General features: G+C 39.4%; 21 protein-coding genes. 7 read left to right on the forward strand and 14 right to left on the reverse strand.

Features of this window, described 5'->3' with window-relative positions; all coding sequences use genetic code 11:
* Window positions 1-33 precede the first annotated feature (33 nt).
* The 8 genes from rseP to rpsB form a co-directional block, all read right to left on the reverse strand.
* Window positions 34-1,386, reverse strand: a complete 1,353-nt coding sequence (gene rseP / locus CXF64_RS13080; protein WP_101217234.1) for a sigma E protease regulator RseP — start codon at window positions 1,384-1,386, stop codon at window positions 34-36.
* A 1-nt stretch (window position 1,387) separates the two neighbouring features.
* Window positions 1,388-2,593 carry a 1-deoxy-D-xylulose-5-phosphate reductoisomerase gene (gene ispC, locus CXF64_RS13085; RefSeq protein ID WP_024590724.1) on the reverse strand — a complete coding sequence of 402 codons (1,206 nt, stop codon included), beginning with the start codon at window positions 2,591-2,593 and terminating at the stop codon, window positions 1,388-1,390.
* Window positions 2,590-3,456 (reverse strand): phosphatidate cytidylyltransferase, encoded by an 867-nt coding sequence (locus tag CXF64_RS13090; protein ID WP_101217235.1) that lies wholly within the window; start codon window positions 3,454-3,456, stop codon window positions 2,590-2,592. Before CXF64_RS13090 ends, ispC begins: the two co-directional genes overlap by 4 nt.
* A gap of 19 nt (window positions 3,457-3,475) precedes the next feature.
* Entirely contained in the window at window positions 3,476-4,255 is a 780-nt protein-coding gene (locus CXF64_RS13095) for an isoprenyl transferase (RefSeq protein ID WP_007580985.1), read from the reverse strand.
* A 371-nt stretch (window positions 4,256-4,626) separates the two neighbouring features.
* Window positions 4,627-5,148: a ribosome recycling factor gene (frr, locus tag CXF64_RS13100; RefSeq protein ID WP_206008562.1), complete on the reverse strand. Its 522-nt coding sequence runs from the start codon at window positions 5,146-5,148 to the stop codon at window positions 4,627-4,629.
* A 49-nt stretch (window positions 5,149-5,197) separates the two neighbouring features.
* Window positions 5,198-5,947: a UMP kinase gene (gene pyrH, locus CXF64_RS13105; protein ID WP_007580982.1), complete on the reverse strand. Its 750-nt coding sequence runs from the start codon at window positions 5,945-5,947 to the stop codon at window positions 5,198-5,200.
* Between the two features lie 157 nt (window positions 5,948-6,104).
* Window positions 6,105-6,956: a translation elongation factor Ts gene (gene tsf, locus CXF64_RS13110; RefSeq protein WP_007580981.1), complete on the reverse strand. Its 852-nt coding sequence runs from the start codon at window positions 6,954-6,956 to the stop codon at window positions 6,105-6,107.
* A 103-nt stretch (window positions 6,957-7,059) separates the two neighbouring features.
* Complete coding sequence (gene rpsB / locus CXF64_RS13115) at window positions 7,060-7,788, reverse strand: 30S ribosomal protein S2 (protein WP_007580978.1); 729 nt, start codon at window positions 7,786-7,788, stop codon at window positions 7,060-7,062.
* Window positions 7,789-8,059: 271 nt separating this feature from the next.
* Here rpsB and map point away from each other — a divergent pair, with 271 nt between their 5' ends.
* The 3 genes from map to dapD all read left to right on the forward strand — a co-directional run bounded on the left by map (window position 8,060) and on the right by dapD (window position 12,367).
* Window positions 8,060-8,845, forward strand: a complete 786-nt coding sequence (gene map, locus CXF64_RS13120) for a type I methionyl aminopeptidase (protein WP_007580976.1) — start codon at window positions 8,060-8,062, stop codon at window positions 8,843-8,845.
* 66 nt (window positions 8,846-8,911) lie between these two features.
* The gene (gene glnD / locus CXF64_RS13125) at window positions 8,912-11,530 is read left to right on the forward strand and encodes a [protein-PII] uridylyltransferase (protein WP_007580974.1); all 2,619 of its coding nucleotides are present in this window, start codon (window positions 8,912-8,914) and stop codon (window positions 11,528-11,530) included.
* 9 nt (window positions 11,531-11,539) lie between these two features.
* Window positions 11,540-12,367 (forward strand): 2,3,4,5-tetrahydropyridine-2,6-dicarboxylate N-succinyltransferase, encoded by an 828-nt coding sequence (gene dapD / locus CXF64_RS13130; RefSeq protein ID WP_002958324.1) that lies wholly within the window; start codon window positions 11,540-11,542, stop codon window positions 12,365-12,367.
* A gap of 121 nt (window positions 12,368-12,488) precedes the next feature.
* On the opposite strand, the gene CXF64_RS13135 is transcribed toward dapD, so the two are convergent.
* The 3 genes from CXF64_RS13135 to CXF64_RS20820 form a co-directional block, all read right to left on the reverse strand.
* Window positions 12,489-13,646 (reverse strand): lipase family protein, encoded by a 1,158-nt coding sequence (locus CXF64_RS13135; RefSeq protein WP_101217236.1) that lies wholly within the window; start codon window positions 13,644-13,646, stop codon window positions 12,489-12,491.
* A gap of 20 nt (window positions 13,647-13,666) precedes the next feature.
* Entirely contained in the window at window positions 13,667-14,119 is a 453-nt protein-coding gene (locus tag CXF64_RS13140) for a DUF6795 domain-containing protein (protein WP_101217237.1), read from the reverse strand.
* A gap of 505 nt (window positions 14,120-14,624) precedes the next feature.
* Window positions 14,625-14,777, reverse strand: coding sequence for a hypothetical protein (locus CXF64_RS20820; protein WP_198551140.1), 153 nt, complete (start codon window positions 14,775-14,777; stop codon window positions 14,625-14,627).
* 622 nt (window positions 14,778-15,399) lie between these two features.
* Between CXF64_RS20820 and CXF64_RS13145 the strand changes: the two genes are divergently transcribed.
* From CXF64_RS13145 to CXF64_RS13160, 4 genes are read left to right on the forward strand one after another with little or no spacing between them, the layout of a single operon-like run.
* Window positions 15,400-16,638 (forward strand): efflux RND transporter periplasmic adaptor subunit, encoded by a 1,239-nt coding sequence (locus CXF64_RS13145; RefSeq protein ID WP_101217238.1) that lies wholly within the window; start codon window positions 15,400-15,402, stop codon window positions 16,636-16,638.
* Window positions 16,639-16,651: 13 nt separating this feature from the next.
* On the forward strand, window positions 16,652-17,332 hold the full coding sequence (locus CXF64_RS13150) for an ABC transporter ATP-binding protein (protein ID WP_101217239.1): 681 nt from the start codon (window positions 16,652-16,654) through the stop codon (window positions 17,330-17,332).
* Window positions 17,332-19,692 carry an ABC transporter permease gene (locus CXF64_RS13155; RefSeq protein ID WP_101217240.1) on the forward strand — a complete coding sequence of 787 codons (2,361 nt, stop codon included), beginning with the start codon at window positions 17,332-17,334 and terminating at the stop codon, window positions 19,690-19,692. The genes CXF64_RS13150 and CXF64_RS13155 overlap by 1 nt, the downstream gene beginning before the upstream one ends.
* Window positions 19,693-19,700: 8 nt before the next feature.
* A complete protein-coding gene (locus CXF64_RS13160; RefSeq protein ID WP_101217241.1) occupies window positions 19,701-20,138 on the forward strand; it encodes a hypothetical protein in 438 nt (145 codons plus the stop codon).
* Between the two features lie 61 nt (window positions 20,139-20,199).
* Here the strand turns inward: CXF64_RS13160 and CXF64_RS13165 are convergent, their stop codons facing one another.
* The 3 genes from CXF64_RS13165 to megL form a co-directional block, all read right to left on the reverse strand.
* Complete coding sequence (locus tag CXF64_RS13165; protein WP_024612411.1) at window positions 20,200-20,544, reverse strand: 4a-hydroxytetrahydrobiopterin dehydratase; 345 nt, start codon at window positions 20,542-20,544, stop codon at window positions 20,200-20,202.
* A gap of 37 nt (window positions 20,545-20,581) precedes the next feature.
* A complete protein-coding gene (gene phhA, locus CXF64_RS13170) occupies window positions 20,582-21,379 on the reverse strand; it encodes a phenylalanine 4-monooxygenase (protein ID WP_002958327.1) in 798 nt (265 codons plus the stop codon).
* 237 nt (window positions 21,380-21,616) lie between these two features.
* Window positions 21,617-22,798 (reverse strand): methionine gamma-lyase, encoded by a 1,182-nt coding sequence (gene megL, locus CXF64_RS13175; protein ID WP_007580969.1) that lies wholly within the window; start codon window positions 22,796-22,798, stop codon window positions 21,617-21,619.
* Window positions 22,799-23,043 lie beyond the last annotated feature (245 nt).

Below are 23,043 nucleotides of genomic sequence, written 5' to 3' on the forward strand. Positions count from 1 at the left end.
TCGTGTTCTAATTAGTAATTTGCCACGCTGTAACTACAAACGCGATACATCATTGAACAAAGCGAAACATGTTAGAAAAATGAGCAACAAGGCACCCACTTTAAAACCAAACTCTTGTGTCTTTTCAGAGACCGGCTTTTTACGAAAAAGTTCAATTATGTAATACATTAAGTGTCCGCCATCAAGCACTGGTAAGGGTAATAAATTAAATACACCCAAGTTAACGCTTATTAAGGCTAAAAAGCTTAAAAAGGCCACTAACCCATAGCTTACGCTAGTTCCAGCGCCTACTGCAATGCCCACAGGACCACTTAAATTTTTAACCGAAACCTGGCCTGTAATTAAATTACCAATCATGTCAAAACTGAGTGTAATTAAGCGCCACGTTTCTTTTGTGCCTCGCACAATACTATCGAGCGGGCCGTAATGCCTTGTCTCTACATAGCCATCAGGCCATTGCTGTACAACAGGAGCAACACCTAAAAAGCCTTGCTCAATACCGTTATTATCAATGCGCCCTTTAGGGGTAACTGTAATGGCTTGTATAGTATCTTGTCTTTTTACACTAAATTGTAAAGATTTGTTAGCTGATTGCGTAATAAGATTAACTAATTGCTGCCAATTGCTTATTGTTTCACCGTTTACAGCCAAAATTGTGTCGTTAACTTGTAAATTAGCGTGTTCTGCGGCTGAGTCTTTAGTTACGGCGGCAATTGTTAAAGTTGCTTGAGGTCTAAATGGCACAATACCTAACGAACTTAATGGTGGTACGTCTCGCTGGTCAAGCTTCCAACCCTCTAAATTAAGCGTTTTAACGCGTGGTTGAAGGTTTTTATCACGAACAATAACTTCAACGCTTTCTTCGCCTAAGTTAGACATAAGCGCAAACGTGGCATCTTGCCATGTCGTTATGTCATCATTACCAATTTTTATAATATGTTGAGAAGGCATAATGCCCGCCTGCTCTGCGCGACTGCCTTCGGTTATGCTGCCAACAACTGGCTTAACCGATTGCACTCCTACCATATACATCACCGCAAGAGCAAAAATGGCAAACAAAAAGTTAGCCATAGGACCTGCTGCAACAATAGCAATACGCGCTTGTACAGATTTAGAGTTAAACGACAAGTGTCGTTGATTTGCTGGTACGTCATCAACTCGCTCATCAAGCATTTTTACATAACCACCTAATGGAATAGCGGCAATCACGTATTCGGTATTATATTTGTCATGCCATTTTAACAGTGGCTTACCAAAACCAATTGAAAAACGCAGCACTTTAACGCCCATTTTTCGTGCAACCCAAAAATGGCCATATTCATGTATGGCCACTAAAATACCAAGCGCTAAAATAAATGAGCCAAGATTCCAAAAAAAATCAAACATATTAATGCGCCACTTTTGTTATAAATTCTGAAGCGCTAATACGCGCTAATTTATCACACTCTAAAATTTCATCTAGGCTTTGCACATTGGTGTAAGTTGCAGCTTCTAGCGTCTGTGCATTTATTTTGTATATATCGGTAAAACCAATTTTACCGTTTAAGAATGCGCCCACAGCTATTTCATTTGCTGCGTTAACCGTTGTTGTCGCACCCTGCCCTGCACTACACGCATCAATCGCTAATTGTAAATTTGGATAACGAGAAAAATCAGGTTTAGTAAACGAAAAATCACAAATGTCAGAGAAGTTTAACGGTTTAACACCCGCATTAATTCGCTCAGGATACGCAAGTGCATGGGCAATTGGCGTGCGCATATCGGGGTTACCCATTTGCGCTAAAATAGAACCATCGTGGTACTGCACCATTGAGTGAATGATACTTTGTGGATGAATAACCACATCAATATCACTCGCATCACAATTGAATAACCACTTAGCTTCAATAAACTCTAAACCTTTGTTCATCATAGTTGCGGAATCTACTGATATTTTTTGACCCATCGACCAGTTAGGGTGTGCAACGGCTTCACTTACGGTTACATCTTTTAACGTATTTATATCACGCGTTAAAAACGGGCCTCCAGAGCCAGTAAGCAAAATTTTACTTACGCCATGTTGCTGTAGTTTTTGATCGCCTTTGGCATTTTGTAACGAAGAAGGTAGGCATTGAAAAATTGCATTATGTTCGCTATCTATTGGCAGCAAAGTGGCTTTATGTTGTTTAACTTTATCAATAAACAACTGACCTGACATAACTAAAGATTCTTTATTAGCTAGTAGTACTTTTTTACCCGCTTCAACAGCACTTAATGTGGGTAGTAAACCAGCTGCACCTACAATTGCCGACATTACAATGTCAACATCGGGATGAGCACATAAGTCACTCATTGCTTGCTCACCGTGCATAACCAGAGTTTGGCACTGAGTATTAGCTAAATACGCAGATAACTGCTCTGCGGCCTGCTGGTTAGCCATAATCGCATAAAGCGGTTCATGTTCAATACACAACTCCGCCATTTTCTTTGCATTTTGTCCTGCAGCCAAAACAAAAACATCAAATAACTCTTTATTGCGCGACACAACATCAAGTGTACTTAAACCAATTGAGCCTGTTGCGCCTAAAATAACCAGCAATTGCTTTTGGCTCATAAACTAAGAGTCCACGCATAGCACATAACAAACATTGGAGCAGCAGCCGTTAAGCTGTCAATTCTATCTAAAATACCGCCGTGTCCTGGTAAACATCGACCGCTATCTTTTAAACCAGCTTCACGTTTAAACATGCTTTCCAGTAAATCACCTACCGCAGAAAACAACGCAATAAATGCTGTCATTATCGCGTACACAGGCCATACAACTAAATCAACATCGGTAAAGTGACAAAATGCTAATACAAAAATAATAGAAGCGACTACACCGCCTGCTAAACCTTCAATTGTTTTATTAGGGCTTACTTTAGGCATTAACTTATGTTTACCAAAACTTTTACCCGTAAAGTAAGCACCCACATCTGCGCTCCATACAATACCGAGTACCACTAAAATTAGCACCGAACCAAAATGAGTTGATTCAGCATATTGCGCGCTACGTAGTGTATTTAGTGCAAGCCATAACGGTACAAGCGTGAGTAGCCCTGCAATGCCGCGCATAACTAGGCCTTCATTCCACGCTTTAGCCATCTCTGGGTAGCGCCAAATTAAATAGCTAGCAACAATCCACCAAGCAAACGAAAGCGTAAATACGTAGTTTGCATCACCGACTAGCTTGCCATTTTCCCATAATGATTCAATAGGCCAATGTAAATTAAGCAAGGCAAGTAAAGCTGCAATAAACACAACAAAGGCAGCACGTTTAAGCTTGTCGCAAAGGCCCATAAATGCAGACCATTCCCATGCGCCTAATAATACAATTGCACCAGCAAAGTAACTAAATAACGTAAGCGGTGTATAAAAAACCAAAGCCAATGCTAATGGAGCTAGCACTAGAGAGGTTAAAATTCGTTGTTTTAACAAAATGTGACCCTTATTCTATTTAGGTTTGAGCGAGTAATTGTTTTATTTGTTCGCCCGTACAACCAAAACGTCGCTCTCTGGCAACGTAACACGCAATGGCCTCAGCAAATGCTGCTTCATTAAAATCAGGCCAAAGTGTCTCGGTAAAGTAAAGTTCTGCATAAGCAACTTGCCATAGTAAAAAATTACTAATACGAACATCGCCACCAGTGCGAATAAGCAAATCAGGTTCTGCCTGATCTGCCATGCTCATATGCTGTGCTAAGCGCTCTTCTGTAATATCTTCTGCGTTTAGTGTGCCCTGCGCAACTTGCAAAGCAAGTTGTTTTGCCGCATTGGCAACATCCCAACGACCACCGTAATTAGCTGCAACATTTAAACGCAACCCGGTGTTATTTTCAGTCAGCTTATGCGCAGCGTCTACCTTGCTACGTAATCCTTCAGAAAATCGTGATAAGTCTCCAATAATGGTCAGTTTTACATTGTTTTTATGAAGCTTTTTAACTTCCTTTGTTAAAACAAATAAGAAAAGCTCCATTAAAGTGTTTACTTCGTCTTCAGGGCGGCGCCAGTTTTCACTACTAAAAGCAAATAAGGTTAACGATTGTATCCCTAATTTAGTACAAAACTGAACAGATTGACGAACTGCGTCTACGCCTTTTTTATGCCCATACACACGAGGTCTATTTCTAGCTTGCGCCCAACGTCCGTTCCCATCCATGATGATAGCAACATGTTTGGGTAAACATTGCTGTGAAATTGTGTCAGCATCTAGAACCATAAATATCGAGTATTCCATAAAAAAACGCCGCCTAGTATACCCTAGACGGCGTTTCAAAACTAATAATTTTAATAGGTCCTGTCGACCTTTCAGGATTGTAATTTGTTCAATCTAGGGGCGACTTAATCGCGGCGCGAGATTTGTAACCTAGTGGACTAAGCAAAAATCGAGTAAAGCTTCCGCGTCCTGCTCACGCCCCTTACCTACATCCATGTAGGCAACAAAGAGTTAATCGCCCCTAGACAGAACCCTTTGGGCAGCGCGTGTTTGGATTTTATGCATCGTTATCGCCTAATTATGGGGAATAACCACACAACATAGGCTCTGCCTTGCCTAAAAACCAAACACACTGCTGCAAATTCAACCTCGAAAGATAAACAGGACCTTACTTAGATTTCCATCAATTCTGTTTCTTTGGCAGCTAATAAAGTATCCATTTCTTTAATAAACTTATCAGTAAGCTTTTGAATCGCATCATCTGATTGACGCGCTTCATCTTCAGATATGTCTTTATCTTTTAATAAACCCTTTACATCGCCATTAGCATCACGACGAATGTTACGAATAGCAACACGACCGCCTTCAACTTCGCCACGTACAATTTTGATTAGGTCTTTACGACGCTCTTCTGTAAGTGGAGGAAGTGGTACGCGAATAACAGTACCTGCCGACATAGGGTTTAAACCTAAGTCAGATGCCATAATTGCTTTTTCAACAGCTTGCGCTAAAGACTTATCAAATACACCAATAGCAAGTGTACGAGAATCTTCAATTGTTACGTTTGCAACTTGGTTTAAAGGCGTTGGTGCACCGTAGTACGACACCATAATGCCATCTAGGATTGCAGGATGTGCACGGCCAGTACGAATTTTAGATAATTGGCTACCTAGTGCAGTTACACTTTTTTGCATGCGCGCTTGCGCGTCTTTTTGAATATCGTTAATCACGGTTTAATCCTAATTATTTGATTATTTCATCTGAGGCTTGTGAAGAAATAAGTGTACCTTCTTCTTCACCCATAATTACGCGTTTTAGCGCGCCTGATTTATTCATGTTAAATACGCTCAATGGCATATTGTGATCGCGGGCTAGAGTAAATGCCGCTAAATCCATAACTTTTAATTCTTTTTCAATGATTTCATTGTAGCTTAAGTGGGTATAAAGCGTCGCATCTGGGTTTTTAACAGGGTCATCACTGTATACGCCATCAACCTTAGTCGCTTTAATTACTGTATCCGCTTCAATTTCGATACCGCGTAAACATGCTGCAGAATCGGTAGTAAAAAATGGGTTACCAGTACCCGCTGCAAAAATAACTACGCGGCCAGTTTTCAATAAACTAATTGCTTCAGCCCAGTTATAAGCGTCACATACACCATTAAGCGGAATAGCCGACATAAGACGACAATTTACAAATGCACGGTGTAGCGCATCACGCATTGCAAGGCCGTTCATAACCGTTGCAAGCATACCCATGTGATCGCCTACTACGCGATTCATACCTGCTTCTGCAAGTGATCCACCGCGTAAAAAGTTACCTCCACCAATAACTAAACCCACTTCTACGTCGAGCTCTACTAGCTCTTTAATTTCTTGTGCCATACGGTCTAAAACTTTAGGATCGATGCCGAAGCCTTCGTCTCCCATTAAAGCTTCACCACTTAATTTGAGAAGAACACGTCTAAAAATAGGTTTGCGATTGATAGTCATAGTATTGGGGCCAACTTTTATTGAATTATGGATAAAAAATAACCGCGCTTATGTTAAACATAAAAGCGCGGTTATTTTAAAGAATTTCTAGCTGCGAAGCAAAACCAAATAGTACTTTAATTGCATCTAATTTCATTATCCTTCACAAATAGTAATCTTACTTAGCTTTAGCAGCAGCAATTTGAGCAGCAACTTCAGCAGCAAAATCTTCTTCTTTCTTCTCGATACCTTCACCAACTTCTACACGTACGAAGCTAGTAACTGTTGCGTTTTTCTCTTTAAGAATATCGCCAACAGTTTTCTTAGGCTCCATGATGAAAGCTTGACCAGTAAGAGAAACCTCACCAGTGAATTTTTTCATGCGGCCAACAACCATCTTCTCAGCGATTTCAGCAGGCTTGCCTTCATTCATCGCGATTTCGATTTGTACTTGCTTTTCTTTAGCAACAACATCGGCTGGTACATCTGAAGGTGTTAAATATTCAGGGCTAGATGCAGCAACGTGCATTGCAACGTGCTTAAGTGTTTCTTCATCAGCAACACCCGCAACAACAACACCGATACGATCGCCATGACGGTACTCAACTAGGTTTTCACCAGTTACGTACTGCAGACGACGTACATTGATGTTTTCGCCAATTTTAGTAACTAGCTCAACACGGTCTTCTTCAAACTTAGCTTGTAAGTCTTCGATAGAGATAGTGTCAGCAATTGCAGCGTCAGCAACTTTGTTAGCAAATGCTAAGAAGCTTACGTCTTTTGCAACGAAATCTGTTTGACAGTTAACTTCTACTAGTACTGCAACACCCGCGTTTTGCTTGATGATGATAGTACCTTCAGCAGCAATGTTACCTGCTTTTTTAGCAGCTTTAGCAGCGCCACTTTTACGCATGTTTTCAATCGCTAACTCGATGTCGCCATCAGTCTCAGTTAACGCTTTTTTACAATCCATCATGCCAGCGCCTGTGCGCTCGCGTAATTCTTTAACTAGGGCAGTAGTTACAGCCATTAGTAAATCCTCAAATCTGAAATCAGGTTAGATAAGCGGGTTACCCGCTCGACAAGAATAGCAAGTCTTCACCTTAAAAAGATGAAGACTTGATGACAGCTAATTACTCAGCTTCAACGAAATCGTCTTTCTCAGCTTGAGCAACGATGTTATTCTCGCGACCTTCAGTAATAGCAGCTGCAACAGCGCTAGTGTAAAGGCTTACAGCACGGATAGCATCATCGTTACCAGGTACGATGTAATCAACACCGTCTGGGTTAGAGTTAGTATCTACGATTGCAACAACTGGAATACCTAGGTTGTTTGCTTCACGGATAGCAATGTGCTCGTGGTCAGCATCGATAACGAAAAGCGCGTCTGGAAGACCGCCCATGTTTTTGATACCACCAAGGCTCTTTTCAAGCTTTTCCATTTCGCGGTTAAGCGTTAACGTTTCTTTCTTAGTTAATTTCTCGAAAGTTCCGTCTTGGCTTTGTGCTTCAAGGTCTTTAAGACGCTTGATTGATTGACGTACAGTTTTCCAGTTAGTCAACATACCACCTAACCAACGGTGATTTACGAAGAACTGGTCGCTTTCTAAAGCAGCTGATTTAACTGCGTCGCTTGCTGCGCGCTTAGTACCAACGAAAAGAACTTTACCTTTGTTTGCTGCAGCACTTGATAAAAACTTAAGTGCGTCGTTGAACATTGGTACAGTTTGCTCAAGGTTGATGATATGTACACGGTTACGTGTGCCGAAGATGAAAGGCTTCATCTTAGGGTTCCAGTAACGTGCTTGGTGACCAAAGTGAACACCAGCTTGAAGCATATCGCGCATTGAAACGTTTGCCATTTTATAGATCCTCTATAGTTGTTTAGGGTTAGGCCTCCACATATCCCATAGCACCAACACCGAAGTAATTAAACTTCAAATGCACCCAAGTGTATGTGACGATACGTGTGTGTGTTAAAATAAAATTGTGTTTGCCTTAAATACAAAAAATCATTTAAGAATTTATTTGTAAAAAGACGGCGCGCTTTATACCATATTAAAATTAAATACTCAACGTCGCGTGCAAAATTTGTTCGACGATAAATGTTAAAAACTCAACTTTGGAGCCTCAATGAGCGCTATTATCAAGACCCCTGAAGAAATAGAGAAAATGCGCGTAGCTGGGCGCTTAGCGGCCGATGTACTTGAAATGATCGGCCCTCATGTAGTGCCAGGTGTTACCACCGATGAGCTAAATACACTTTGTCATGATTATATTGTTAATGTGCAACAAGCAATCCCTGCTCCGTTAAATTATCATGGCTTTCCAAAATCAGTTTGTACGTCAGTTAATCATGTTATTTGTCACGGAATTCCAAATGACAAAGCATTAAAAGAAGGCGACAGTGTAAATATCGACGTAACTGTCATTAAAGATGGTTACCATGGCGACACATCTAAAATGTTCCACGTTGGTACACCAAACATTCAAGCTAAGCGTCTTGCAGAAGTAACACAAGAAAGCTTATACCTTGCTATTAAAATGGTAAAACCAGGTGTGCGCTTGGGTGATATTGGCTCAGCAATTCAAAAATATGCAGAGAGCTTTAACTACTCAATTGTACGTGAATATTGCGGCCACGGTATCGGCGCAGGATTTCATGAAGAACCACAAATAATGCATTACGGTAAAGCCGGTACCGGCGAAGCCTTAAAAGCAGGTATGTGTTTAACTATTGAACCTATGGTTAATGCGGGTAAACGCCAATGTAAGCTTCTTAAAGATGATTGGACAGTAGTAACACGCGACCGTAGTTTGTCTGCACAGTGGGAACATACTTTATTAGTGACTGAAAATGGTGTTGAAATTTTAACGCTACGATCAGATGATACTATCGAGCGGATCATAGAACACTAATAAAACCGAAACACTTGATAAGAAAATTCTTATCCGTGTGAAAGGTTCAACAAGGAGCCAGCCCACGTGGCATTACCCAACAAAGTAAAAAAGTTGCTTAGCGATGCAGAGCAACTTAGTGATTATCGCGATTGTTCTAGCTATTTTTATAAATGGTTACATAACGAATTTTCTAAACAACCGGTTGGGAATTTAATTAATGCCCGGGCTGAGTTTATTGACCGCCTACTCATTAAGCTTTTTCATGTTTACGACTTAGCGCGCGAACCTGATTTAGCATTAATAGCGGTAGGCGGATACGGACGTGGTGAGCTACATCCCTACTCCGACATCGACTTTTTATTGCTTGTAACTAAACCGCCAAGCGAAGAAATATGCGAAAAAATAGGCCAGTTTGTCACCATGCTATGGGATCTCAACTTAGAGATTGGTCACAGCGTGCGTACGATAGAACAAGCCATTGAGCAAAAACGTGAAGACGTTACTTTTGCCACCAGCTTGCTCGAAAGCCGCCTTATTTTTGGTAACCACATTGAGTTTGAAAAACTCAAAATGCATATTCTTGAAACGCCAGTATGGCGCTCAGGTGAATTTTTTACTGCCAAAGTTCAAGAACAAAACTTACGCCACAGAAAGTGCCACGGCACAGCGTATAATCTTGAGCCAAACATTAAAGAAAACCCCGGTGGTCTGCGCGACTTACAAACTATTATTTGGGTGGCGAAAAAGCATTTTAGAACCGAAACCCTGCAAGAGTTAATAAGCCACGGCTACTTAACTCACGAAGAGTTTCAAGAGCTTTCTGAGTGTCTAGAAAACCTATGGAACATTCGCTTTGCACTGCATTTAGCTGCAGGTCGAGCTGAAAACCGCTTATTGTTTGATCATCAACCGCAAGCCGCCGAAATTTTAGGTTTTGGTAGCGACGGTAAAGCGTCTGTTGAGCGTATGATGAAACGCTTATTTAGAATAATGAGCCGCGTGCGCGAACTTAACCAAATGCTACTTTCATACTTTGAACAAAGCATAATGCCCGAAAGTAGTGCTGTGGCAGCAATTGAACTCGACAGAAACTTTGAGCAAGTAGGTCATCAAATACGCGTAAAAGATCCGTCGGTATTTTTTAGACGCGACCAACTCTTTGTATTGTTTGAGCACATAGCCGATAACCCAGCAATAACGCATATTTACCCAAGTACTATTCGTACTATTCGCCAAGTGCGCCGTCGTTTATTGGGCGATTTGCAAGATTACGCAGCCTGTCGCGAAGCCTTTTTACGCTTAGTTAAACACCCTAACGGCATGGGCCGCGCATTTACGCTCATGCACAAGCACGGCATGCTTGCCGCCTACTTACCGCAGTGGCGTAATATATTTGGGCAAATGCAGTTTGATTTGTTTCACGCGTACACCGTAGATGAGCACACTCACAAATTAATCAAAAACATTTACGAATATTTTGATAAAACAGGCATTAGCGAGTTTCCTATTTGTAGTGAAATAGTCACTCGAATGGACAAACCAGAGCTACTTTATTTAGCCGGTATATTTCACGACATTGCTAAAGGCCGAGGTGGCGACCACTCAGAACTTGGCGCTGTTGATGCCATAGCATTTGCTAAATTACATGGTTTTTCATCGGTGGATGCAAAGCTCGTTGCATGGCTTGTAAGTAACCATTTACTTATGTCGGTTACCGCACAGCGTAAAGACATTAACGACCCTGCTGTAATAAAAGACTTCGCTACACGCGTTAAAACAGAGCGCCAACTCGACTACTTATATTGTTTAACCGTTGCCGACATACGTGCAACTAACGACAACTTATGGAACGATTGGAAAAACACCCTACTGCGTGAGCTCTACTTACACACGCAGCGCGCTTTGCGCCTAGGGCTCGAAAACCCAATGGATCAACGCGACCAAATTCGCGATAAAAAGCACCAAGCTAAACAACGCTTAATAAATCTGGGTTATCAAGAGGAAAAAATTGATTTAATTTGGAGCCGCTTTAAAGCCAACTACTTTACCGCTTTTAGCGAACAGCAAATATCATGGCAAAGTGAGCATTTATTAAGTAGCACAGACTTAAGCCAGCCAAGTGTTGTTGTATCTAACAAAGCTATGCATGGTGGCACACAAGTATTTGTATACAGCCCCTACTCTGGCCCACTGTTTGCCCGATTAGTAAGTGTTATTGGCTCTAAAAAAGCGCAAATACAACACGCGCAAGTACTGACCACAAAAGACGGCTACGTCTTGTTTAGCTTTGTAATACTTGAAGTAAGTGGCGACCCTATTGCAAGTGGTCGAGCGCAATCAATTAAACGCGGGCTTGAGCAAGCTCTGAGCGATCCGCGTAAAAAGATTCGCTTTAAAAAGAGCCGCTCTCAACGCTTTAAAGATTTTAATATTAAACCTAAAATTGTGTTGCGCCCACATGCACGCAAAGACCGTAGTTTAATAGAAATTCAAGCCGTCGATATACAAGGTTTACTAACCAAAATAGCCGAAGTTTTCCAAGCGCATTTACTACACATTCACGCAGCCCGTATTACAACGGTAGGTGAACGTGCAGAGGATTTCTTTGTCGTATCTAATAACGAATACCAAGCGCTGACTGATGAAGAGCAAGCAAAAATTCATCAGGCATTACGTAAAAAATTCAACGCCGAAACAGAATAGAGGACACACATGTCAGATTTAAAAACGATGATCGAAAACGCATGGGACAACCGCGATAGCATTAGCCCAAGCACAGTATCAAGCGACGTAAAACAAGCCATTATCGACGCACTTGATTTACTTGATAGCGGCGCAGCACGCGTTGCTGAAAAAATATCAGGTGAATGGGTTGTACACCAGTGGCTTAAAAAAGCAGTATTACTGTCGTTTCGTATTCGCGACAACCAACCAATGAACGACGGCGTAAACCAGTTTTACGACAAAGTACCACTTAAATTTAGCGACTACACGCCAGAGCAATTTCAACAAGGTGGTATGCGCGTAGTACCAAACGCTGTAGCACGTAAAGGCAGCTTTGTAGGTAAAAACGTCGTACTTATGCCATCGTACGTAAATATTGGCGCATATGTTGACGACGGCACTATGGTTGATACATGGGCGACTGTAGGCTCGTGTGCACAAATTGGTAAGAACGTACATTTATCAGGTGGCGTAGGCATAGGCGGTGTTTTAGAGCCTCTACAAGCTAACCCAACTATCATTGAAGACAACTGCTTTATTGGCGCACGTTCTGAAATTGTTGAAGGCGTAATTGTTGAAGAAGGCGCGGTAATTTCAATGGGCGTTTACATCAGCCAAAGCACCCGTATTTATGACCGCGAAACTGGCGAAATTCACTACGGCCGCGTACCAGCAGGCGCAGTAGTTGTACCAGGCGCACTACCGTCAAAAGATGGTACTCACAGCCTTTACGCTGCAATCATCGTGAAAAAAGTAGATAAACAAACTCGTGAAAAAGTAGGCATTAACGCCCTACTACGCTCAATTGATGAGTAACACGTAGGTTGGGTTGAGTGAAACGAAACCCAACAGTACTTTAAAGTTAAGTATTTTAGCTAAACTTTAATTGTACATAGAAAGCTCTAAATCTAATATTTAGAGCTTTTCTATAAATAATTTAAATCGACTTTTGTAATGCATGCCCCGCCATTTTGTACAAAGCACGAGTCATTATCTCAAATACCGAACGTATAAGCGCGACAGTTAATGAACCTAAATCATGATATTGCCCAGCAAATACCAACATATGTCCTAATAAGCCTTTAACATCTTCTTTCTTACTTTTAGAAATTTCCACAATTTTGTGAATTGTTCTAGCCAATACGTCGTAAAGAGTCATAGTACATGACCCTGCAACATTCAATAGCGCAGATATTGAGTAACCAGCATCTACTAGTATGCTCATTAATGCGTTTGATATTTTCTGAGCCCATTCCGCAGAAAATCTAGCTTGAGTGCGGTTTTTATAGTCCAATTTAATTCGTTGTCGAGCACTTAGACAAGATATCTTATTAGCAATATTATCGTAACTTTTATACGACCCCGCTGTATTGATATAGCCAGGTGTTGGCTCAACCATGGAATGAGCACCTAAACTAAATCTAGCTCCTTTGTTACCCGCAAGTAAATACTCGTCATCTGCATGCATAAATGGCCATAATGGTATCCATGGTACAGGATCCATACCATGCGTAACCCTATACGTAGGAATAAACTCCTTGATTTGTATGGCAAATGATTGGTTACCAACTCTAGGTGCACCAAAAGTATAAATGCTGGCTGAAATCCCGTACTTAGATTGCAACCACGATGCAGTTAATGTAGCAAGCGCTCCTCCTAAACTGTGACCAACACAATACACATGTTTAGGATTATGCTTATTGATGTAATCTTCAAAAGAGGGAATTAAGCTATTAAAAGCTTTCATAAAACCAGCATGGACATCTTTATTATTTGGTCCTGTAGCAAACCCTATATTTAAGTTACTCATCCAGTCAGGCACCATAACTTTAGTTCCGCGAATAGCTATAACATGATGATCTTTGTTATTATCATTTTTTCCTTTCGCAGTAATAGCAAACCCATATGTTTTGTTAAATAACTGAAAAGGTAAACCTCCCGAGGTACCTTTAATTGCACCATCAGAAAGACTTACTTCGAATAGATTCGAAATATTCCTGGAGATAATATCGAAAGATATAGGTGCTTTTCTAATAAACTTATATGGTAAAGCAGCCAGTTCAGCTGCTACTTGTGGTGATAGTTTTTCATGCATTTTTCATTCATCCTTGATAATTAATAAATCTGAAAATCATTTTCCCAGCGACATATACCTCTAGCACTATATCTCCGTTGAGAAAAATCACTTTTAAACTCGAAGGTTACAATCGGGTTACTCAAATCACAATTTAGTGCTTCCAATTTGTAATTGAAAGCTTCTAAAGGCTGTCTCCCTTCCAATACAGCTTGCCATAATGGGATTTTTTCATCTTTGTGTTCTATATAAATTAATTGATTAGTTATACTTTCAACAAAAGCTCGGCCAGGTAATTTTGAACGAATTTTACATTCTGGTAAATAAAACTCACCTTTAATATTCGTAATAGCTGAATCTTCACGCTCGACTTCATCTGTATAACATAACCAACGATGAACCGTTAAATTAGAGACTGGTTCCCCATTGTCTAACACCTTCCCTTTTACTTCTGGGCATAGGTGAACATCGTATTTTTTAAATAAACCAAACATAGGCTGCCCCATCAGTTTTATTCACTGCTAATCGAGCCCTTTTTGATAAACTACTTTTAATTGGATATGAGACTTGTGCTAAACTAAATACAAGTCTAGATAAAATTGCAAGCATAGTGTTTCCTTACATTAATAGTCATTGATATTAAAAATTAACCAATATCCGCATATGAAGATATATAAAGGTTGTTATGATAAGATTTCATTAGGCTACTTTGGAAGTAACATATAGAGATAACTACTTGAGATCGCATACCACCAAACTCTCTAGTACCAATTTCATAGTTTATTTCGGTCTGTATTTAAACCTAAAAACAGCTCATTTAAGGGTTTGATTAGTTTCCATATTTTATTTGCACACTATACTTGACATAAATTATAGCCGCGCTAAAACATAGTTAGTCTGTATTACAGACATGCTTTGCCAAAGATATTATCTGGTTTTCGATACTTCATTATCACTTTTGTAAAAGAAAACTCACCTTTCCATTTGTAATGGTATGTTCTAATTGTTCTTTGCCAGCTTACCACCTTTGTATCCATCATATGCTAAACTCCTTGCTGCCTGCACACCGGATAATGGCTTGCCTCTTTCAGTTATTCGACCTGATACCTCCGGCGACATTTCTACAAAATATGATTTTAATAGACCAAACATGTCTTGTCCCTCTACACAATTTAATGAAAATATGGGGGGAATATAAATAAAAGGCATTATTAAGATCTTACGTAAAAACTGAAAACGCTGACTTTGAATATGTTTATTGAATTTGTAGAAATAAACAATAAATCACTTCCCTGATATTTACCGATATTGGGTTTATATTAGCTTTTTTATAAATATTCATCAAGTAGAGTAACCAACATCATTCCTAACCAAAAAAACCAAAAAAGCACTTATAAAAATAAGTGTTTTGTTGGTTTGCTCAATTAGTTTGGGTTACAACGCGTTAAATACGTCGTCTGTTTTAGCTGCGAAAAAAATCGTTTTATGTAGCAACGTAATCATTACCTTGCCCTACTCCATCAACAAACAAGATAAACAAACCTTTCTCCCACTAAATTCCATTAAAATAAAATTTACATAGTTAACTTAGTGGTGATATAACTGAATGTGTTTTGGGAACGCAGTTGGTGAAAAATCAAACCATCAGCTGCCAGCTAAAAAATATTACTCAGCTAGCTTACCCTCACACCCTTTACTTAAGGAAAGTAAAAACCCTAACTAGAACAGCGTTTACCACATTTTAAAATAACAAAAACACAAGTAGGTTGTACTAATGGAAGAGTATTTAATCGTTAAACAAAAAAGTCGATATCCTATCACTATTGCGGCTTTATTGTTGTTATTGGCTTTGGGTTATTTAATTAAGATACTACTTTTCTCAAATGATATTCCTGAACGTTATTTAAAGCCAATATTAGTCTCTCAAGTATCATTATCCAATGTATTAAAAGGGATTGGTACAATAGAGCCTACACAAAGAGAGCTTTTGTCTGCGCCGCTAAAAGGCAATATCAACACACTTACAATTCGTGAAGGGCAAGCTATAAAAAAAGGCCAAGTATTAGCAAAGCTAACTAACTACGAATTGGAACAAGATATACATAATGCGAGTTATGAGCAGCTTAATTTAGAATCTCAAGTGGCTATTGATAAAAGCAATTTAGCAATTAAACTCTCGCAAATTAAAGTCGACTTATCAAAAGCTAAAATGGCATTGCAGCAACAAGCGCTTGAATTAAATGCTAATAAAGTTTTAATGGAACAAGGTATTATTTCTGCAATTCGCTTTAAACAAAGCGAAATGCTTTACAAGCAAAGTGAACTTGAAGTTAATGCCAAAAATGGTGAACTTAGTCTATTTAAAGAGGCATTTGATCTGCAATTAATTGCGCTTGATAACAAAGTAAACATCGCAAAAAACAAACTTAGCTATTTACAAAGGCGTCAAGAGCAACTAACACTCACAGCAAACTTTGACGGTACCGTAAGCCAAAACTTAGCTAAATTAGGTCAAGCGGTTACTCAAGGGCAATCGCTGTTTGAGTTAATAGAGACCGACAACTTACTGGCTAAAATACAAGTCCCTCAGTATTCATCTAATCAGTTAAAAATAAGCCAAAAAGCAGACATAGTTACACCCAGTGGCACAATTGCAGCTAAGGTTGATTATATTGATACAGTAATAAGAAATGGCGCTATTAATGTATTTTTAGTATTAGACGCTCCCCCACCATCATGGCTTAGAAGCAGCCAAGCAATAGAAGCTCATATTTATTTGGAGCAATCTTTAGTAGCTCAAAACATTAAAAAACCGAATGATTTTGATAACTACAGTCTGTGGAAAATATATGAAATAACGCCCTCCAGCAAAGCTATTCTTACTCATATAAATTACAAAACAACTGAGCAAGACACTTTAAGCTTTGATGAGTCGCTACAAGGTAACTATGTTTTATTACTACCAGCAGCTTATGCCACTCAAAGTTACCTTGATTTGAAAGAAGTATTTTAATGAGGTGTCAGTTATGAGTTATCCGTTAATAGAGTTTAATAATGTTTTTTATCAATACCCTAATACCAAAATTGATACCCTCAAAGCTGTAAGTTTTAAAATAAACAGTGGTGACTACATTGCAATAACTGGTACTTCTGGCAGTGGTAAAAGTACCCTACTTTCTATTTTAGGTTTACTAAACTTACCTAGCCAAGGGCAATACACTATTTTAGGCACTAACACAGCAGACTTAACATCCGACTCTATTGCAGCCATTAAAAACAGAGAACTTGGTTTTATATTTCAAAACTTTAATTTATTAAATCATTTAAGCGTATTTGATAACGTGGCTTTGCCACTCAGTTACAACAAATCGGTGCCTAGAAAGGATTACCAAAAAAAAGTAGAAGCTGCGCTTAATAAAGTAAATATGCTTGAATTTATTGATAGAAAGCCAAGCCAATTGTCAGGCGGGCAACAACAAAGAGTTGCTATTGCTAGAGCATTAATAAATGAGCCTTCTATTATTTTAGCCGACGAGCCAACGGGTAATTTAGATTCGAGTAATAGCGAACAAATATATCAGTTACTCAATAAGCTAAACGACGAAGGCAAAACAATTTGCTTAATAACACATGATGAAAACCATGCTAAAACAGCAAAAACGCGTTTGTATATTCAAGACGGACAGCTTAGTGCTCAGGGTTTTTGATGCTGAACTTAATTACTGATCTGACCTTTAACTGGCTAAAATATGCTAAGCAAAATACTAAATTATGGCTTAGCTGCTTGTTGCTGAGTATTCCTTTATGTTTAATTTTAAATATAAGTAATATTCATAGTCAGTTTTTGTCTGCCGATTACACGGCAATAAATAACATCCACAACATTAAACAAGTTTACTTAAGTGACACTCAAAATGACTTACCCGTTGATGAATACATTTTTGATGAAATAACCGTATTGCACCAAGATTTAGTCGGCGTTTTTGAGCGTTCTATTGATTTATCATTAAAGCTTTCGGTTAATCATGATAGCGAGCCTGTTAAGGTAAGCTTTATATCGGGGGGTTATAAACAATTAGGTATCATTCCTGCCTTAGGCAGCTTTGAGAAATTAGATTTCCCAAAACAAGGCAGCGCACTAAGTGCCGCCATTAGCTATTCGTTTTGGCATACTCATTTTAAAGGTGTCACTGATATTATTGGCAAACAGCTTGTTGTTAATAATAAAAGCATAAACATTGTTGCTGTAATGCCAAAAGAGTTTAAAAGCTTTAAACGTGCCTATGAACCTAAACTCGTTATTTCTTACTCGCAACTCAAGCGTATTTTGCCTCAAGAAAGTAGCCTGACCCCAGATACATTTACGTATATTTTAGGAAACATTAAAAATAAAACACTCTTTTTAAGCTTTATAAATAAGCACTTACAAAACGAAATGTTTATATTTGATAACACTGAACTTAAGTTTAGTGATGGTATTGGCGTAAACCCTACTCACTTCAATAAAATAATAAAGCGTCTAAACTTATTGCAGTTACTTTATTATATTTTACTCACATTTAGCTTTATAGCCTTTTGTGCATTTTACTGTGCAGAGTCAATTAAAAAGCAACAAGAAGAAACTATACGCAAACTATGTGGAGCCAATAACAAACACATTTTTGTGCAGCAAATTATTGATATTGCACTCACAAGCCTACTACTTATTATTGTAATGTGCGCTTTGTATCCACTGAGCGACCGCATCAGCACAATTTTATTACCAAGCCTGAATCAGCTAAGCAGCTCTTTTTCATTATTTACGCTGGCGGTATTTTACATTGTTATTATTACTTTTTTATCGACGCTTAGTTATTTTCAACGAAGGTGGATACACAGCAGTATTGGACGCGGCCAAAGTGCAACAACAAGCGAAAAAGTACAAGTGTTCTCATTGCTTTCGTTACTTACTAGCCTTGCTATTACAAGTGTTTACATTAGTAGTTTGGTTATTTACAGCCAGATTAATTTAAATAATAAAAGTATGGGTTTTAATGCAGATAATATTCTAATTGCCAGCTTTAGTTTTCCACAATCACCTAGCGAGGCCTTTAATGCAAATAACTCTGCTCAACAATTAATTCAGCAATTAAATTCACTGCCTATTATTGAAGAAGTATCACTTAGCTCTTCCCCACCACTATCAGATCGCAGTGGGTTTAGTGCATGGTACACCGTTACCGGACAAGCTATCAGTTCGGGTAAAAGCGCCAGTACCGCAAGCCATAGAGTGAGCCCACATTACTTTAAAACTATTGGCGCTAAGCTTATCTCTGGGCAAAGCGTGCAATGGCAACAGTACCAAAACATTGTCGTTAACAGCGCGTTATGGGATCAATACTTTGCAGGCACAGAACTAAGCCAAGCTTATTTATTAGCCCAATTTGATACTGGAAAAGTAAAACATAAAGTAGTTGGCGTTGTTAATGATATTTATAACGAAGGAGCCGACACACCGGTTCAGCCAACTGTATATAATGTAATAAGTGCCCTGACAGGTTTTGAAACAATTATAATTAAAACTTATGCGCCCATCACACAAGTTGAAAGTGAACTCCAAACGGCAGTAAGAGCATTAAGTGTTAACTTTAACGATTTATCACTTACCCCCCTTTCGTCTTTAGTAAAAAATGAGCAAGCCCCTAGAAATGCATTACTAATAATTACCGTTGTGTGTTCCTCAATTCTTCTACTCTCTGCGTTTTTATACAACTACAGCAGTATTAAACAGCTTACGGCTAAATCATCCACAGAGCTTGCATTAAGACGTGCTATGGGCGCTCGCAGCTACCAAATATGCTATTTATTTTTAAAGCTCTTTTTCACTGCATTTGTGATAACCCACATAGTTATTATTGCGCTATTTTTCACCCAACATGAAAAACTACAAACTTTTTTATTTCAACAATCCGTTTTTGACCTAAACACGGTACTTACAGTGCATTTAGTCATTTTGTTAGCGGTTATATGTATTATTGCTATAGAGATTAAAAAAACACTTAACAATTCGTGGAATAACTTAACTTAAGGATAAGCATGTATAAATTACTACTAGCTACACTACTTATATACGGCGGAAATACATACGCTGAGCAGTACAGTTTCTCTCATTACCAAATGGTTAAATCGCCCATTAATAATACCGCACCGCAAATGTTTTTATTTAACAGCAAAGGCGAGTTGATGCATTACTCTGATAAATATTTACCAAATATTTTATCCATTTTTAAAAATAAACAAAGCCATCCTGATTCTGATTTAATTAAAAGTAATTTAGAGCGGCTATTAACAACATTGCCCGATTTTACACAGCAAAAGTATACGTTGTTTTACACCTCAATAGATGAAGATATAGGCCCCTGTCCGCCTTGTAGGCAACAAGAAAAAACCATCGACATGCTTAAAAGTAAGTTTTCAGATAAGCAGCTAAAGGTTCATTCAATTTCTATAATTGCCAGTGACAACGGTATATAAAAAAAGCCCGCTAAATAACTTTAGCGGGCTTTTTGTTGCGAAGGTTAAACCTTTAAAAAGTTTACAGCGCGTTAAATACGTCGTCTGTTTTAGCTGCGCAAATAAAATCGTTTTTGTGTAGGCCTTTAATTGAATGGCTCCACCATGTAACCGTTACTTTGCCCCACTCGGTTAATAAACCTGGGTGATGGCCTTCGTCTTCTGCCATGTCGCCTACTTTATTGGTAAACGCGATAGCTTGCTTAAAGTTTTTAAATTTATAAACACGCTCAAGCTGCATAATGCCGTCGCGTACTTCTGGTACCCAGTCTGGGATTTTAGTAATTAATTGCGCTAACTCTTCGTCAGATACTTTTGGCGCATCTACATGACAGGCTTCGCATTTTTGTGCACTTAATGAAGTCATTCTAAATCCTTACTTTTAGCTTTTTTAGCATTAATGTTTAACTGGCTAATTTTTCTTTTGGTGGAAATTTTGGGTCGTGCAAACCAAGTTCTTTAGCTCGCTCGACCAAAGTCATAATATCCATTTGCGATATATCAAACAGATCATGAATCGAATTTATGGTGTAGTACTGTGGTTGCATAATATCAATACGGTACGGCGTACGCAGTACATCAAGCACATTCATTGGGCTAATTTCTGGCGTGTTTGAGTATACGTACTGAGTTTCACCTGGGCTTGATAAAATACCACCGCCGTAAATACGCAGACCGTCTTCGGTTTGCATTAAACCAAATTCGACTGTAAACCAGTATATACGCGCAAGGTATACACGGTCCTTTTTCTGCGCTGCGTAACCTAATTGCCCGTACTTATGCGTAAACTCGGCAAAGTCAGGGTTAGTTAGCATGGCGCAGTGGCCAAATATTTCATGAAAAATATCTGGCTCTTGTAGGTAGTCAAATTCTTCGCGGCTACGAATAAATGTAGCTACCGGAAACTGTTTGTTTGCCAGTAATCTAAAAAACTCATCAAAGTCGATAAGCGCAGGTACTGGTGCAACTTGCCACCCGGTAGTGGCTAACAATACTTCGTTTAGTTCACTTAACTGCGGGATACGATCGTGCGGCAGGTTAATCTTTTTTAACCCTTGCATGTACTCGTTGCAGGCTTTGCCTTCAATGCATGCAAGTTGGCGCGCTACAAGCTCAGACCAAATTTTATTTTCTTCATCACTCCAGTGTATAACACCATTTTCGTCTGGTGTTTTGGATGTGTATTTACTTGCTTTAGCCATAAGTACCTTCTTGGGTGTGAGCCCTAAATCGGTGTCAGTGTGATACTCAAACCTATTGAATATCGAATGACCCCATACTATGCAAAAGTGAAGAAAAGTTTAATAGATAGGCTAACATCAGTATTTGGCGCGATCACCCCAATCGTAAAGTTAAAATTACACCTGTGGCACACTAAAAATACGGACCTTTAAATAAAGGCCTGTAGCTTGTTTGTATGTGTATACAATTAATTACACCTAACCAATTTTAGTAAAAGCTTGGTTTAAATCACTAATAATGTCGTTAACATCTTCAAGCCCAACCGAGAGTCTGATCAGCCCATCACTTATTCCAGCGGCGGCTCGCTCCTCTGGCGTATAAGGCGAGTGAGTCATAGATGCAGGATGCTGAATCAGTGTTTCAGCGTCGCCAAGGCTTACTGCAAGTGTACAAAGTTTCATACTATCAATAAATTGTGCGCCATCTTGTAGCGTGCCTTTTATTTCAAACGCAATAACACCACCAGCGGCTTTCATTTGATTACCAATAAACTTATAACCTGGGTGCGATTTAAGCCCCGGGTAATATACGGTGCTTACTTGTGGGTGCGCTTCTAGATATTCGGCTATTGTTTGTGCGCTTTGACAATGGCGCTCTATTCTAATAGCGAGTGTTTTTAGGCCTCGATTAATTAGCCATGCGTCGTGCGGGCTTATGGTTGCACCAATGTCTTTTAGTACGGTCATTTTAATGTGTGTTATGTGCTCAAGCGATCCACATACAATACCGGCGACTACGTCTCCGTGGCCGTTTAAGTACTTGGTCGCACTGTGCATTATTATGTCGATACCGTATTTTTTGGGCGATTGCAGTAGCGGCGTTAAAAAGGTGTTGTCGACCACACTAATTAAGTTGTGCTCTTTAGCAACTGCGCCAATGAGTGCCAAATCAATCACCGCCATAGTGGGGTTGATTGGCGTTTCTACAAATATCATTTTTGAATTAGGTTTGATGGCAGCGCGTAGTTCGTCCTCGTTGGTCATATCAACAAAAGTGACTTCGATTCCCCAGCGCGGCAACATATGCGAGAAAAACGCAAAGGTACAACCATACAAAGCACTTGAAGCAACAAGGTGATCTCCTTGCGATAAAAAGCTCAGTACTGAGGCAGATACAGCCCCCATACCCGTTGCGGTTGCAGCTGCGGCTTCACAACTCTCGAGTTGAGCAACTTTTTGTTCAAGTTCTGTGGTTGTAGGGTTTCCTAAACGCGTATAAATATAGCCAGGTTCGTCGCCTGCAAAACGCGCAGCACCTTGTGCGGCATTTTCAAAATGAAAGGTAGAGGTTTGATACAAAGGAGAAGTGAGTGCGCCGTGCGGGTCGTTTGCTTTTTGTGGTCCGTGAATACACTGGGTGTTTATATGATGCTTGCTCATTGTAGGCTCATTTTTTGATTATTATGTTTTTGCGATTCAACAATCAAAACGTATGCGCTTACAAACAGCAAGCATGCCGGATGCTCAGATGGCTATTTGTGTAAAAACCGTGCAGCGCACGTTTGTACACAAATATTGCCACTGCTAATCTAGGGTCTGTTGATCTTTGCGGATTAAAATTTGTTCAAACTAGGGGTTATTTAATCGCGGCGCGAGGTTTGTAACCTAGTGGGCTAAGTAAAAAT

Source organism: Pseudoalteromonas sp. GutCa3 (assembly GCF_002836155.1).
In the GTDB taxonomy this organism is placed as follows: Bacteria; Pseudomonadota; Gammaproteobacteria; order Enterobacterales; family Alteromonadaceae; genus Pseudoalteromonas; species Pseudoalteromonas arctica.